At 64.3% G+C, this 15,629-nt stretch carries 11 protein-coding genes; 3 read left to right on the plus strand and 8 right to left on the minus strand.

Going from position 1 to position 15,629, the window contains the following annotated elements; genetic code table 11:
• Positions 1-55: 55 nt before the first annotated feature.
• From ACIPHM_RS21480 to ACIPHM_RS21500, 5 genes are all read right to left on the minus strand, one after another.
• Positions 56-457 (minus strand): RcnB family protein, encoded by a 402-nt coding sequence (locus tag ACIPHM_RS21480; protein ID WP_400332876.1) that lies wholly within the window; start codon positions 455-457, stop codon positions 56-58.
• A gap of 469 nt (positions 458-926) precedes the next feature.
• Positions 927-2,492, minus strand: coding sequence for an efflux transporter outer membrane subunit (locus ACIPHM_RS21485; protein ID WP_400332763.1), 1,566 nt, complete (start codon positions 2,490-2,492; stop codon positions 927-929).
• A gap of 12 nt (positions 2,493-2,504) precedes the next feature.
• A complete protein-coding gene (locus ACIPHM_RS21490; protein WP_400332765.1) occupies positions 2,505-5,690 on the minus strand; it encodes an efflux RND transporter permease subunit in 3,186 nt (1,061 codons plus the stop codon).
• 74 nt (positions 5,691-5,764) lie between these two features.
• Positions 5,765-7,084: an efflux RND transporter periplasmic adaptor subunit gene (locus ACIPHM_RS21495; RefSeq protein ID WP_400332767.1), complete on the minus strand. Its 1,320-nt coding sequence runs from the start codon at positions 7,082-7,084 to the stop codon at positions 5,765-5,767.
• Between the two features lie 27 nt (positions 7,085-7,111).
• Complete coding sequence (locus tag ACIPHM_RS21500; protein WP_400332769.1) at positions 7,112-8,029, minus strand: alpha/beta hydrolase; 918 nt, start codon at positions 8,027-8,029, stop codon at positions 7,112-7,114.
• A gap of 241 nt (positions 8,030-8,270) precedes the next feature.
• Here ACIPHM_RS21500 and ACIPHM_RS21505 point away from each other — a divergent pair, with 241 nt between their 5' ends.
• The 3 genes from ACIPHM_RS21505 to ACIPHM_RS21515 all read left to right on the plus strand — a co-directional run bounded on the left by ACIPHM_RS21505 (position 8,271) and on the right by ACIPHM_RS21515 (position 10,900).
• Positions 8,271-9,290 (plus strand): LysR family transcriptional regulator, encoded by a 1,020-nt coding sequence (locus ACIPHM_RS21505; RefSeq protein WP_400332772.1) that lies wholly within the window; start codon positions 8,271-8,273, stop codon positions 9,288-9,290.
• A 5-nt stretch (positions 9,291-9,295) separates the two neighbouring features.
• Positions 9,296-9,916, plus strand: coding sequence for a GNAT family N-acetyltransferase (locus tag ACIPHM_RS21510; RefSeq protein ID WP_400332879.1), 621 nt, complete (start codon positions 9,296-9,298; stop codon positions 9,914-9,916).
• Between the two features lie 72 nt (positions 9,917-9,988).
• Complete coding sequence (locus tag ACIPHM_RS21515; RefSeq protein WP_400332775.1) at positions 9,989-10,900, plus strand: GNAT family N-acetyltransferase; 912 nt, start codon at positions 9,989-9,991, stop codon at positions 10,898-10,900.
• 134 nt (positions 10,901-11,034) lie between these two features.
• On the opposite strand, the gene ACIPHM_RS21520 is transcribed toward ACIPHM_RS21515, so the two are convergent.
• From ACIPHM_RS21520 to cphA, 3 genes are all read right to left on the minus strand, one after another.
• The gene (locus ACIPHM_RS21520) at positions 11,035-11,787 is read right to left on the minus strand and encodes a hypothetical protein (protein ID WP_400332777.1); all 753 of its coding nucleotides are present in this window, start codon (positions 11,785-11,787) and stop codon (positions 11,035-11,037) included.
• Between the two features lie 64 nt (positions 11,788-11,851).
• Positions 11,852-12,481 carry a class I SAM-dependent methyltransferase gene (locus tag ACIPHM_RS21525; protein ID WP_400332780.1) on the minus strand — a complete coding sequence of 210 codons (630 nt, stop codon included), beginning with the start codon at positions 12,479-12,481 and terminating at the stop codon, positions 11,852-11,854.
• Positions 12,482-12,872: 391 nt separating this feature from the next.
• Positions 12,873-15,452, minus strand: a complete 2,580-nt coding sequence (gene cphA / locus ACIPHM_RS21530; RefSeq protein WP_400332783.1) for a cyanophycin synthetase — start codon at positions 15,450-15,452, stop codon at positions 12,873-12,875.
• Positions 15,453-15,629 lie beyond the last annotated feature (177 nt).

A 15,629-nucleotide genomic window follows, 5' to 3' on the forward strand; every position in this document is an offset into this window, starting at 1 on the left:
GGCGCGTCAGCGCAAATTCGTGACGCTGATCCATGTCACGGTCGCCGACAACGAATCAGCGTGTTCCGCCCGGCACGATCTGCAGGATCACGCCGGAACCGTTGACCAGCAGGAAGTCGCCGCTCACACCCACCCAGTGATAGCCGCGCTTGGGTGGATCGAGATGGTATTGGCGGTAGTCGTCGACCACGTACTGCCGGTCTCGAAATTGCTGCGGCACATGGTCGCCCTTGCGCCAGTCGGGATGTTGCCAGGAATCCTCTCCAGGGCCGGGACCGCCTTGGGCGCGAGGCGGCGGGCCGCCATGATGTCCCTTCTGAGGACCATGCCCTGGAGGCGCGCCGTGTGGACCACCCGGACCACCCTGCGGTGGCGGGCCACCCTGTGCGAGGGCGAGAGAGGAAGAAACCGCCAGACCGGCGGCGAGGCACAGCGAGAGCGTCTTGCTCATCTTCATTGTTTGCACTCCTTATCGTAGGGTCTGAGGACCGAACGCGGGGGAAGCATTCGAGATGACTTGCCAGCGACGGTCGTCGCATTCGTGCCGTTCGCATTGCACCGGAAGGCCGGCGAAGTGCTGTCGAGCGCGGTCCGAAGGCGAAAACCGTGCGTCCATCCTACCATCGCGGCAAAAAAAAGCCCGGACATGTCCAATGTCGTTCGACCTGGGACATGCGCCGGGCAAGCAGGGACGCAGGGAAGAAACCTTCTGATGACTGGCCCGAAGCGGGGTGCATCGAGACCGGCGGCACGCCTGGCGCGCCTGGCTCGGTTGGGCAGGGCGGGTCGGCGCGCCACTCGTCTTGGGGGCACGAGCGCGGCCGCCGGTTCGATGCATCCATCGCGGCGTGGCTCCCGGAGATAGCGCAGATAGTGCGCGTACCGGAGAGCCACGCCTGTTTCAGGCGCGGTCGTTGCGGCTCCGATCAGCGAGCGGCAACGGTGGCGCTGGCAGCGCCGGGGGCGTTGGCGGCCGGGGTGCCGGAAGCGGCTGGCGTGCCAGGTGCGGCAGGTGCGGCAGGCAAATCCCCCCAGCCACCGCCCAGCGCACGGATCAGGTTGACGGTCGACACGGCTTGCGCGCCGGCCAACTGCACGGCGCTGCGTTGCGACTGCAACACCGTACGCTCAGCATCGATCACATCCAGATACGCAATCGAGCCTTCCTGATACTGCGTGCGCGAGAGCTGCGCCGCGCGGCTCGATGCCTTGACGGCGTCGTCCTGCGCACGTGTTTGCTGGGCCAGCAGACGCAGGTTCGACAGGTTGTCTTCGACTTCCTGGAACGCCACGAGCACTTGCTGACGGTAGTTCGCGACGTCTTCCTCGTACTGCGCACGGGCGCGCGACAGATTGCCGCTACGTGCGCCGCCGTCGAAGATCGGCATCGAGAGCAGGCCGCCCACCACCGGGCCGAGCAGGAACGTGCGGCTCGACCAGTTGAACAGGTCGCCCAGCGTGGCGGCTTCGAAACCGCCCGAACCGGTCAACGACAGCGAGGGGAAGAATGCCGCCTTCGCCACACCGATGCGGGCGTTCGCCGCCGCCATTGCACGTTCGGCCGCCGCGATATCCGGACGACGCTCAAGGAGTGCCGACGGCAGGCCCGCCGGGACACGTACCGTGACCGGCACCAGCGGCGAGGGCGTGAACGAGAATTCCGCAGGCGTCTTGCCGAGCAGAATCGCGAGACTGTGCTCGGACGCGGCGCGCAGGCGAGCGACGGCCAGCGCGTCGGACTGCGCCGTGGCCAGTTCGGCCTTGGCGCGTGCCACGTCCAGTTCGTCGATATCGCCTTCGGCAAAGCGTCGTTGCACCAGCTTGAGCGCGGCTTCGCGCAGCGTCACCGTTTGCGTGTACAGCGCCTGTTCGGCGTCGAGCTCGCGCAAATTGAAGTAGTTCTGCGCAACATCGGCTTGCAGCGCGAGCTGCACCGAGCGGTACAACGCTTCGCTTTGCTCGGCGTCGGCACGGGCGGCGGCCACGTTATCGGACACACGTCCGAACAGATCGACTTCATAGCCGACGCTCGCTTGCGCACGCCACAGCGTGTACGGCGCGATATTCGTGCCGTCCGGCTGCAACTGCGACGCGGGCGAGATCTTCTGGCGCGTCGGGCCGAACCCGGCGTCGAGCGTCGGGAATAGCGCCGCACGGGCCTGACGCTGCACACCGCGTGCTTCCTGCACGCGGGCGGCGGCGGCCTTCAGGTTCTGGTTGGCGGCCAGCGCGTCCTGCTCGAGCTTGTCGAGCGTGGCGTCGCCGAACACCTTCCACCATTCACCGCGCGCGAGCGCCTCGGAGGGCTCGGCGGTCTTCCACGTCCCGGCCTCACCGGCCGGGAGCGCAGCTTCCTTGAATGCCGTCGGCGTACCCTTGTCGGTCATCTTCGGCACTTCGTACGTGGGGGCCATCGAGCAGCCCGCCACCACCAGCAGAGCGCCGAGCAGGCTCGAGACACCCAGGCTGCGTTTGATCCATTGCGATTGCATGATTGGCATCCTTCAGACTTCGGACTTGACGTTGGCGGGCATGGTCGACGCGTGCGCACTATGCAGCGGCTTCTTGCCTGCCAGCGTACGCAGCAGCACGTAGAACACCGGCGTCAGGATCAGACCGAAACCGGTCACACCGATCATGCCGAAGAACACGGCCACGCCCATGGCATGACGCATTTCCGAACCTGCGCCGGTCGACGTCACCAGCGGCACCACACCCATGATGAACGCGATGGACGTCATCAGAATCGGGCGCAGACGCAAACGGCTGGCTTCGATAGCGGCAGCGATTGCCGTGCGGCCCTGCATTTCCAGTTCCCGGGCGAATTCCACGATCAGAATCGCGTTCTTTGCCGACAACCCCACCAGCACCATTAAGCCGATCTGCGTGAAGATGTTGTTATCCCCTCGCGTGAGCCACACACCGAACAGCGCCGACATGATGCTCATCGGCACGATCATGATGACGGCCAGCGGCAGCGTCAGGCTTTCGTACTGCGCAGCGAGCACCAGGAACACCAGCAGCACGGAGATCGGGAACACCCACAGCGCCGAGTCGCCCGCCAGAATCTGCTGATACGTCAGGTCGGTCCATTCGAACTTCACACCGCGCGGCAGCGTTTCGGCTGCAATGCGTTCTACAGCGGCTTGCGCCTGACCCGACGAGTAACCCGGCGCCGGGCCGCCGTTGATGTCGGCAGCGGTGTAGCCGTTGTAGCGCACCACCATTTCCGGACCGTACGTCGGCGTGACCTTCACCAGCGACGAGAGCGGCACCATGTCGCCATTGGCGTTACGCGTCTTGAGCAGGCCGATGTCGTCGGCGTGCGCACGATACGGCGCGTCGGCTTGCACACGAACCTGATATACGCGACCGAACTTGTTGAAGTCGTTCACGTACAGCGAGCCGAGGTAAATCTGCATGGTGTCGAACACGTCGGTGATCGGCACGCCGAGCTGCTTGGCCTTCACGCGGTCGAGATCCACGTTCAGTTGCGGCACGTTGATCTGGTACGACGAGAACGTCGGGCCCAGTTCCTTCGTCTGCGACGCCTTCTTGATGAACGCCTGCGTGGCGTCGTTCAGGGCTTCGTAGCCGAGCGCACCGCGGTCTTCCACTTGCAGCTTGAAGCCGCCGAGCGTGCCCAGACCCAGCACCGGCGGGGGCGGGAACACGGCAATGAACGAGTCCTTGTTCTTCGCGTACTCGGCGTTGAGTTTGGCGGCGATGGCGGCGGCCGACAGCGACTTGTCCTTGCGCTGGTCGAACGGCTTGAGCGTGACGAACACAATGCCCGCCGACGACGAATTGGTGAAACCGTTGACCGACAGACCCGGGAAGGCCACGGAGCTCTTCACGCCAGGGGTCTTCAGAGCGATGGCGGACATGTCGCGAATCACTTTCTCGGTACGATCGAGCGACGCACCGTTAGGCAACTGGGCAAACGCGATCAGATACTCCTTGTCCTGCGCCGGCACGAAGCCGCCCGGCACCACTTTGCCAAGCAGAACCGTGACGCCAAGCAGCACCGCGAAGATCGCCATCATGACGGCCTTGCGACCGATCACGCGGGTCACGCCCTGACCGTACTGTTCCGAACCGCGATGGAACACACGGTTGAACGCCGCAAAGAAGCGCCCCAGATAACGGTTCATCTGACGCGTGAGCCAGTCCGGCTTGGCGTGATGGTCCTTGAGCAGCAGGGCGGCCATGGCCGGCGAGAGCGTGAGCGAGTTGAAGGCCGAGATCACCGTCGAGATGGCGATGGTCATGGCGAACTGCTTGTAGAACTGACCCGTCAGCCCCGACATGAAGGCGAGCGGCACGAACACGGCCACCAGCGTGAGCGCGATCGCGATGATCGGACCGCTCACTTCACGCATTGCCTGATAGGTTGCCTCCTTCGGCGAGAGGCCGGCCGCGATGTTCCGTTCCACGTTTTCAACGACCACGATCGCATCGTCGACCACGATACCGATGGCCAGCACCATCCCGAACAGCGACAACGCGTTGATCGAGTAGCCGAAGCCGAGCAGCAGGGCAAACGTCCCCACGATCGACACCGGCACGGCGAGCAGCGGAATGATCGACGCACGCCACGTTTGCAGGAACACGATCACCACCAGCACCACGAGGGCGATGGCTTCGAGCAGCGTGTGCACCACGGCGTTGATCGACGAGCGCACGAACTGCGTGGGGTCATACTCGATGCGGTATTCCACGCCCGGCGGCATATCCTTTTGCAGATCGGCCATTGCGGCACGCACGTCGTCCGAGATTTGCAGCGAGTTCGCGCCCGGCGACTGGTTGATACCGAGACCGACGGCCGGCTTGTTGTCGAGCAACGAGCGCAGGCTGTAGGACGAGGCGTCAAGCTGCACGCGGGCCACGTCGCCCAGATGCGTGACGGCGCCGTCCGGCGAGGTCTTCAGGATGATGTCGCGGAATTCTTCTTCCGTGTTCAGACGGCCGCGCGCGTTCACGTTCAGTTGCAGCGGCGTGTTCGGGCCAGCCGGCGTCGCACCGATCACACCGGCGGCGACCTGCACGTTCTGCTCGCGAATGGCCTTCACCACGTCCGACGCCGTCAGGCCGCGCTGGGCGACCTTGGCCGGATCGAGCCAGACACGCATCGAGTAGTCACCGGCACCCCACAACTGCACTTCACCCACGCCCTGGATACGCGAGAGGCGATCCTTGACGTTGATGAGCGCGTAGTTGCGCAGGTAGGTCATGTCGTAGCGGTCGTTCGGCGAGATCAGGTGCACGACCATCGTGAGCGTGGGTGAGGACTTGATGGTCGTCACCCCCAGACGCTGCACGTCGTCCGGCAGGCGCGGGAGCGCTTGCGAGACGCGGTTTTGCACGAGCTGCTGCGCCTTGTCCGGGTCGGTGCCCAGACGGAACGTCACGGTCGTGGTGAGGTTGCCGTCGCTATTGGCCTGCGACTGCATGTACAGCATGTTTTCCACACCGTTGATCTGCTCTTCGAGCGGCGATGCAACGGTCTCGGCGATCACTTTCGGGTTCGCGCCGGGGTACTGAGCGTGCACGACGACCGACGGCGGAACCACTTCCGGGTATTCCGAAATCGGCAGCTGGAACACGGCGATCAGGCCGGCCAGCAGCGTGATGACCGAAAGCACGCCCGCAAAGATGGGCCGGTCAATAAAGAATTTTGATATGTTCATGACGAAACTCTGGGGTGTCGTTCAGCGTGCAATGTTGCTGTGTGCCTGCACGCGCATTTCGAGCATGGAACGCATTACGAGCGCGATGCGGTTTTCGCCGCAGCGACCGATTGCGTCTTGCTGCTGTCCTGCGAAGTTTTTTGCGTGGCGCCTGCGTCGTTGGCGGCCGGGGCCTTGGCCGACGCATCGGCCGCGTCCGTGGCGGCTACCGCCGTCGGTGCGATGTCATGAGCGTCGCCGGTGTCGCCGGCCATCTTCACGACCTTCGGCGAAACCGCATCGCCCGGACGCACGCGTTGCAGCCCGTTGACGACGATGCGCTCGCCGTCCTTCAGGCCGCCGGCGATTTCCACGAGACCGCCGTGGCGCTCGCCCAATTGCACTTCGCGGTACTGCACCTTGTTGGCCTGGTCGACCACCATCACGTACTTCTTGCTCTGGTCGGTGCCGACGGCGGCTTCGTCCACGAGCAGTGCCGGGTGCGGCTCGCCGCCCCCCACGCGAATACGTGCGTACAGACCCGGCAGGAGTGCGCCATCGGTGTTGTCGAAACGTGCGCGCACGCGGATCGTGCCCGACGTGGTGTCGAAGCGGTTATCCACCGAGTACACCGTGCCTTTGCGCGAGTAGCCTGACTCGTTGGCGAGACCCAGATCGACCGGCACGCCGCTCGGTTTGGCCGTATCGCGCGAGAGGTAGCGCAAGTAGGTTTGTTCGTCGACGTCGAACGCCGCGTAGATTGGCGAGACGGACACCACCGTGGTCAGCGCGGGCGACTGCGCGCCTGCCGAGACGGTGTTGCCGACGGTGATTTCCGCGCGCGAGACGCGACCGGCAACCGGCGCCACGATCTGCGTGTAGCCGAGGTTGATGCGGGCAGTTTCCAGTGCGGCCTGCGCGGCCTTCACGTTGGCGACGGCTTCCCGCGCGGCGTTTTCCTTCTGATCGAAGTCCTTCTTCGCGATGGCGTTATCCGCGATCAGGCGCTGCGCGCGTGCGAGGTCGGTGCTGGTGAAGACGTCACGCGCCTGCGCCGAGGCGAGCTGCGCGGCGGTGCGGTCGACTTCGGCGGCATACGGACGCGGATCGATCGTGAAAAGGGCGTCGCCTTTCTTCACGAGCTGACCGTCCTTGAAATGCACGGCGGTGATGGTGCCTGACACGAGCGGCTTGATATCGACGCGGTCGACGGCGTCGAGCCGGCCGGAATAGCTTTGCCAGTCAGTCACCGTGCGCGAAATGACGTTGGCGACGTCGACTTCCACAGTCGGCATGACCTGCGCGGCGGCGGGTGTGCTGGCGTCCACGCGCACGACGGTGAGCGTGCCGATGGCCAGGAGCGCGGCCGTAGCGGCGGCGGCGATAAGTACGGGTTTGCGAGCGAGGGTGGTCATTATTGAAATCTCCGGGATCGGATGGACTCACTGGGTAGAGCTGGTGGCATGAGGTGCCAGCCGGCGTGTCAGGAACGTGGCCACTTCCCGCAGCGCTGCGGGAAGGGCGGCCAGGCCGTAATGGGAAGCGCTGCGATGGCGCGTGACCTGCGTCGGCACGCCGGCCGCGATGAGTTCGGCAGCGTATTTTTCGGCTTCGACGTGTAGCAGGTCATGTTCGGCGGAGGCGATCAGCGTGGGCGGCAGGCCCGCGAGACGGCGCGACTCAAGCGGTGCGGCGTACGGATGCAGACGCTGCGTGGCGTGGGGCAGGTAGGCGCGATAGCAACGGGCGCATTCGCTGGCTTCGATATCGCTGGGCGTGCGGCCATCGGCCAGACGCGTCATGCTGGGATCGAGCAGCGGGGCAAGCAGCGCCTGCGCCGACACGGTGATTTCGCCGCGGTCGCGAGCGATCATCGTGAGCGCAGCGGCGATGTTGCCGCCGGCGTCGTGGCCGGCCACGGCCAGCCGGCGCGAGCTGGCGCCGTAGCGGCGGGCGTGGCGATGCAGCCACAGCGCGGCGCACCAGGCGTCTTCCGGCGCGGCCGGGAACGGGTGCTCGGGCGCGAGCGAGTAGCCGACCGAGACGACCAGCGCCGGGACGTTCGACGCCAGGTAGCGGGCGGCGGCGTCGCCATCGTCCAGTGAACCCTTGCAAAAGCCGCCGCCGTGGAAATACAGCACGGTCGGTAGATGCGCTTCGAGCGGCACCACGATGCCGGGCTGGCCAGCGTGCGCGGCGGCGGCGCCGGACGCACTCGGGCCGACCGGCCGGTACAGGCGCAGCGTGAGCGGGCCGACGTGACCCGCAATGCTCACCTCTTCGATGCGCACCCCGTCCTCGGTGCGGGAGTTTTGACCCGCTTGCCCCGATTTCGAATTCGAATTGGCGTTGACTGGCATATGGCTTCGGGCTCGCGCGAGCGATACCCCTCTGATGACTTTCGATGGAGCGAAGTCTAGAGGCCACGGACATTAGGATAAACGCCTATAATTTGGCAACACTGTTCGGCCAGCTCGACTAATCGGTCTTGGCCTTATGGATATTGGCTTATGCCATCGACCAATAAGCATATGCGTGGGCGATGGGGGCGAAATGTCGTCGCATCGGCCAGTGCAACAGCGTTTTCAATGGGGAAATATCATGGATCGCTTGCAAGCGATGCAGGTCTTCACGCGGGTGGTCGAGGCGAACAGCTTTTCGCGCGCGGCCGACAACCTCGGGTTGCCGCGCACCTCGGTGACCACCATCATTCAGAACCTTGAGTCGCATCTGGGCACGCGTTTGCTTCAGCGAACGACCCGGCGGCTCAACCTGACGCCCGACGGTGCGGCCTATTACGAACGATGCCTGCGCATTCTCGCGGACATCGAGGAGACGGAATCGTCGTTTCGCGAGAGCAGCCAGCGCGTGCGGGGCAAGTTGCGCATCGATATGCCGGGCTCGCTCGGCAAGCTGGTCGTGCTGCCGTCGCTGAGCGAATTTCACAACCGCTATCCGGAAATCGAGCTGATGGTCGGCATGGGCGACAAGCCCGTCGATCTGATTCAGGAGGGGGTCGACTGCGTGCTGCGCGTGGGCACGCTGCAGGATTCGAGCCTCGTCGCCCGGCGGGTGGGCATGTTCCAGAGTGTGACGTGTGCGTCGCCGGCCTATCTGGAGCGCATGGGCATGCCCCATACGCTCGACGATCTGCAGCGGCACACGGCGGTGCACTACTTCTCGAGCCGCACCGGCCGTGTGATCGAGGAGCAGTTCCTCGTCGACGGCAAGGAAGTCGAAATCCACATGCAGGGCTCGGTCGCGGTCAACGACGCGGAAGCGTATCTGCAACTGGGACTCTCCGGCTTCGGGACGGTGCAACTGGCGCGCTTCATGGCACTGCCGTACCTGCAATCGGGCCAGCTCGTCGAGATTCTGCATCAGTGGAAACCGCCGCCCATGCCGATATCGGCCGTGTACCCGCATAACCGTCATTTGTCGCCTAAAGTGCGCGTATTCGTCGACTTCATCGCCGAACTCTTCGAGCGTTGCCCGTTGCTTCAAGGCCTCGACGAGACGGCCTGGCAGTGCAAGCCGACGGTCGCGGCAGCCGACGCCGATGGCGAAGCGCGTTGGGCCTCGTATGGCACGGAGATGGCGCCGCAAGAGGTCGTGGTTTGACGACGATGGAGGCGGCGCACATTCGCATCGCCACGCCGGGCGATGCGCCCGCACTGCCGCCCGTCGACCGGAGTGCGGGCGAATTATTTCGTTCGCTGCCGGAACTGGCTTGGCTGGCGGACGGTGAGGGGATGCCGGTGGCGCGGCACCGCGAACTGATCGAGCGGGGCGTGGTGTGGGTGGCCGTCGATCACGATGACAGGCCGGTAGCGTTTCTCGAAGCCGAGGTCTTTGGCGACGAATTACATGTGTGGGAAGTGTCCGTGCATCGTGACTGGCAGTTGCGCGGATTGGGGCGTGCGCTGATGACGGCGGCAGCCGAGCACGCGATGCGCACGGGACTGGCGGCGCTCACGCTGACGACGTTTCGTGATGTGCCCTGGAATGGGCCGTTCTATACACGGCTGGGTTTCGCGCCGATTGCCGCCCCGGATCTGAGCGAACGGCTTAGGCAGGTGTTGGGGCACGAGGTGGCGGCCGGGCTGCCTGCGGGCCGGCGTTGCGCCATGCGCCAGACACTTGTCGCGCAATTGTCTACGCATGCCAATGCGGCGATCGCAGGTTCGACATTGGCGGATCGGTCAGCGCGGCAAACTCGCCCGCTAGCGCGCACTGTTTTAGAATAGCCGCTTTGTCGAAAGAACCGTCATGGCCGTAGCCATGGAAGGCTTTTATTCTTGCAATCAAGTGTGGTGAAGATGAGCAAGCCTTTCATTTCTCTGTGCCCGGAGATCACTCGGGCAAACGCGCTGAATTTGATGGACTGGCTGGAAGACGAGAGCGTCGTGCGCTATCTGAGCGATTCGCGTCATGTCTCCCGATTCATCGAACAAGTCATCGATCGAGTCCAGTTACCTATCCTCACCCATCTGTTCAACCAAGGCGGCCGGTTCTTCATGGCCTACGACCGGCATGACGCGCCAGTGGGCTTCGTGCGCCTGGTCAAGACGGGGCCGGACTGCGAGATCGTCCTGGTCATCGGAAACCGCGACAACTGGGGCCGCAATCTCGGTGCCAGCACCTTGCACGAAGGCATGAAGCTCGCCTTCTTCGACATGCGTGCCGAGAAGCTCATCGCCAAGATCCACGCAGACAACACACGCTCGCTGAAGGCCTTCCTGCGCTGCGGCTTCCTGCTTGACAGCGAAACGCCCGCGCTGAAGTCATATGCCATGACCTCGGAGCGCTATCTCCAGCGCTTGCGCGAAGGCGCTTTGGGCGACTCGTCCGAGATTTACATCACCGAAATCGACCAGGCCCGGCTCAGGAATCTGGTTGCGCTGGAGCAAGGCCCGGATGTGGTCGATCTGGAGCATGAGATCGAGCGAGCCGTCGTTGTCGATGCGCGGCAGGTGGCGCGAGATGTGGTTACGATGAACTCCAGGGCGTTGCTGCATCTGGACGACGAGGAAATGGAAGTGGACCTCGTCTACCCGCAGGACGCGGACGGCAGTGCCGGAAAGCTGTCAGTTTTCTCGGGCGTGGGCACCGCGATTCTGGGCTATAAGGAGGGCGATGCCATCGATTGGCGGATTCCGGACCGAACCCGCCGTATTCGGATTGAGAAAGTGCTTTACCAGCCGGAAGCCGCGGGCGATTTTCACCTGTAGATGCACCACGCTGCAGTGGCGGATTTTGCCTGGGCACTCGGGCCGAGTCCATCGTATGCCGTCTTATGCCGTCGGATTGCGTTCGGGCGATTCGACGACATCACTTTCACCACGTGTTCCGATAGACCCGCGACTCAACTTCCGCTGAGCGCCTTCGGCACCGGATACCGTTCGCCGTCATAGTCAATGGTGATGTTGGGCCGCTTGGACGTGCTTTCCTTGCTCGCGCAATCGTGGCGTGCCGGCTTGTTCGTCGTCGTGACCGTTTTCTCGCTGACGACGAGTTTTGCATAGCCGTTCTTGCCCGCCGGGCCGACGGAGATGCCACGCGAAGTGTCGGAGAAACTGCCCGCACAATTCCCATCCCATTCGCCGCCACTGGTTTGCGTGGCGAGTTTGTCGACGACCTTGCGTAGCGTTGTCCCGTCAATCACATACAGGCTCAACACCGTTTGCGAGAACGGATTGACGCGCGACGCCCCCTCATATCGCGCTCGTACGCCGAAGGCCTGCGTCTGCGATGCCAGCCGCCACGGCGCGGTGTCGAGCGTCACGCTGCGCAACATGACGGCGTCGGAAACAAACGCCGACGTTTCGAAACGGTGCGCCGCGATTTTCCCTGTCTGACTGTCTGCCACGAGGATCTCGGCGTCATAGACCTTGTCGTCGTCCGTGCTGCCTTTTTGCGGCAGGGGCAGCACGGCAAGCGTGAGTGCGGGGTTCGCCGGCCATGCCTTGCAACTGGCCACATCGGTATCGAGCGTGCGGCCCGGTTGCAGAGTGTTGGCCCAGCCGGCAAGGCGATCACGGCAATCGGCGTGAGCAAGGAGCGGCAGGCTGAGTGCAGCGAAGAGGGCGAGCGAGCGCAGAGCGATGGAGCGCGGCATAGGAAGTCAACGAAAGTTTGTCGGGGTGGTGATACGCGACGGACTGGGTGCGCGACGCGTATCGTCAGTCCTGCGCCTTGCGGCACAGGCAATAGATGAATTTCTGCGTCGCGCCCCACGGGGTCTGGTGTTCTTCTCGTGCCTTCTGCACGAGCGTGAAGGGGGCGCCGAATTCGGCATGCAGGGCGTCAGGGCTGTAGCGCATGACGGGCAGGCCGCTGCACTGCTCGGGGCCGTCTTCCGCGAAGGTGGCGACAATCACGAGACCGCCCGGTTTCACGGCGCGCAACACGGCGCTGACATACGCATGGCGGTCCGCTTCGCTGGTCAGGAAATGGAAGACGGCGCGGTCGTGCCATACGTCGTACTGTTTCACGGGCAGTGCGACGCGCGTGATGTCGCCTGCGATCCACGAGACGTCGCGTCCTTCAGCGCCTTTGGCTGCGAGCCGGTCTCGCGCCACGACGAGCGCCGCGTCCGACAGATCCAGTACCGTCAGGTGCCGGTAGCCACGCGCGAGGAGGTCGTCGACCAAGGTCGACGCACCGCCACCGACGTCGATGATTTCCGCATCCTTCGCGATATGCGCCTGCTCGATCAGGTCGACAGATTGGCTCGCATGCGCCTGAAACCAGCTCACGTTGGTCGAATCCTTGGTCGTGTAGACGTGATTCCAGTGGTCTTTGGATTGCATGGAACGGTTCCGTTGCATCGAAGGGGCTGGCGAAGGCCGAGCGTTGGCGCCAAGTATAAGCGCAGTCTGCCCTTCGTCAGGACTCCGGGGCCGACGCGCTCAGAACGGTGCCGACACCTGAAAACCCACCGTTACCTTGGCCATCTCGAAGGTCGGGGTTTGACAATGGGCGCCGGTATCGAAGGGGGAACAATGATTTCGCGATCGGTCATGTCAGTCGGTCTGAAGTTGCGGTGACCGACTATAAACCGTGCAGACGTCGAGTGCCCGATACCCTTTGCCGCACCTGCGGTGCGCAGGGAAAGGATGACAGGGACGTTGCGGTATGACACCGGGGGCAGGGAGGCCCCCGGTGGATGACTCAGCCAGTTTCAGCGCGTCTCGACAACACTCAGCGTGCGCCCACCTCGGTAACGCGTTGGGTGATGTGCGCCAGCGCTTCGTCGACCTGATCGATGAGGATCAGGCAGAGGTCGCCCGGTTGCAAACGCGCCAGCGCCGTATCGATAGCCACGAACTCACCGTTGATCTCGTCGATATGGCTGGCCCGGCGGGCGCCGGACAGACCGTCGCGCAGCAGCTTGATTACTTCGCCATCTTCACGCCCGCGCTGGCACTGGTCCTGATAGAGCAGCACGTCGTCGAAGGCGTCGCCCAGGATCTCCGTCTGACGGCGGATGTCTTCGTCGCGACGGTCGCCCGCGCCCGAGATCACCACCGAGCGGCGGCGTGCCGGCATGGTTTCGACTGCGTGCGTGAGCGCAGCAATCGCGTCCGGGTTGTGACCGTAGTCGGCAATCACCGTCGCACCGTTGTAATCGAACACGTTGAAACGGCCCGGGGCCGTGCCTGCGTCGTTCACGAACGTCACCAGCCCGGCGCGAATCGTCACCGGATCGATCTTCAGTGCCCAGGCCGCACCGATGGCGGCCATCGCGTTCTCGACCTGGAAGCCGATAGTGCCGTTGCGCGTGAGCGGAATCGCGGCCAGTGCATAGCGGGTTTCTTCGCTGCCTTGCGCCGTCACGATCTGATCGCCGTCGACATACACCACGCGCTTGCCCTGCGCGCGATGCGTGGCGAGGACCGGGTGTGAAGCATCCGCGGCGAAGTAGGTCACTTCGCCCGGGCAGGCGTCGGCCATGCGCGCGACCATCGGATCGGCGGCGTTGAGCACTGCCATGCCGCGCGGGGCGACATTGCGCACGATCACGCTCTTGAGCACGGCGAGATCTTCCACCGTATTGATGTACGACAGCCCCAGATGGTCGCCCATGCCGATGTTGGTTACCACGGCCACGTCGCAACGGTCGTAGGCAAGACCTTCACGCAGCAGGCCGCCGCGTGCGGTTTCAAATACGGCGGCGTCCACATCCGGGTGCATCAGCACGTTGCGCGCGCTGCGCGGGCCGCTGCAATCGCCAGTGTCGATGCGCTGACCGCTGATATAGATGCCATCCGTACCGGTCATGCCCACGCGCAGCCCTTGCTGAGCGATGAGGTGCGCAATCAGGCGCACGGTGGTCGTCTTGCCGTTCGTGCCCGAGACGGCCACGACCGGAATGCGGCCATCGTCACCCTCTTCGAACATGGTCGACACGATGGCTTCGCCCACTGCGCGGCCCTTGCCGTACGACGGCTGAAGGTGCATGCGCAGGCCCGGTGCGGCGTTGACTTCCACAATGCCGCCGGCCTGTTCTTCGAACGGCTTGATGACGGTTTCGCACACGGCGTCGACGCCAGCGATGTCCAGGCCCACTTGCTGCGCCGCCGCGACGGCGCGTGCGGCAATTTCCGGATGGACGTCGTCGGTCACATCGGTCGCGGTGCCGCCGGTCGACAGGTTGGCATTGTTGCGCAAGACGATGCGCGCGCCGGCGTCGGGCACGGAGTCGGCGTTCAGGCCCTGTTTGGCGAGCGTGGCGAGCGCGATGTCGTCGAAACGAATCTTGGTCAGCGACGTGGCATGACCTTCGCCACGGCGCGGGTCGGCATTCACGGCGTCGACCAGTTGACGTACGGTATGCACGCCGTCGCCGGTCACTTGCGGCGGATCGCGACGCGCCGCCGCGACCAGCTTGTTGCCGATCACGAGCAGACGGAAGTCGTGACCCGGGATGTAGCGCTCGATGATGACGTCGCGGCTGATGTCCTGCGCGGCTTCGAACGCTTTCTCGATCTCTTCGCGCGTGCGCAGACGTACGGCCACGCCCTTGCCCTGGTTGCCGTCGCGTGGCTTGACCACGACCGGGGCGTCGATTTCCTGCACCAGTTTCCAGGCGTCTTCGATGTCGCGCACCGTGCCGCCGAGCGGCACCGGCACGCCGGCCGCGTGCAGCAGCGTCTTGGTCAGATCCTTGTCCTGCGCAATCGACTCGGCGACCGCCGAGGTGCGGTCGGTCTCGGCCGCCTGAATGCGGCGCTGTTTGCTGCCCCAGCCGAATTGCACCATCGAGCCTTCCGTCAGACGGCGGTACGGCACGCCACGTGCGACAGCGGCGTACACGATCGAACCGGTCGACGGGCCGAGGCGCACGTCTTCGTCCAGATCGCGCAGGCGATACAGGGCGTCGGCCAGATCGAACGGCGCGTCTTCGAGTGCGGCGTTGATCAGTTGCTGCGCCAGATCGAAGGCGAGGCGACCGACGGGCTCTTCGCTGTACTGGACCACGACCTGGAACGTGCCCGGCTCGATAGTCTGTGTGGTGTGGCTGAAGGTCACCGGGCAACCGGCGGCGGCTTGCAGATGCAGCGCCGTGGTGGCGAGCGCGTCGGCGAGCGACACGGGGCGCTCTTCCGCGTCGGGCGTGAGCGCGGGCAGCTCGGGAAAGCGTGCTCGCAAACGCGCCTCGAAACCGGCCAGATTGCCGATCGAGTATTCCAGATCGGTGCACGTCACAATGGCCTCGATGGCAGTGTGACGGCTCCAGAGGTTCGGTCCACGCAATGCGCGGATACGAGAGACTTCCATAAATTGCAATCCCTGTCTGTCCACTTCGCGTCCCTGTATATCTTTGTATGGCGGATGGTTGGCGAGAAAAACGACTGTGGCTTAGGTATTCGGTGGCTATCTATATAGAGAGACGGCGGCGGCAGGAACGCCCACGATTTCCTTTGACTTCCTTTTGCCGCCGCTCATCGCTTGTCA

It is taken from the genome of Pandoraea sp. NPDC087047 (genome assembly GCF_044745225.1).
Taxonomy (GTDB): Bacteria; Pseudomonadota; Gammaproteobacteria; order Burkholderiales; family Burkholderiaceae; genus Pandoraea.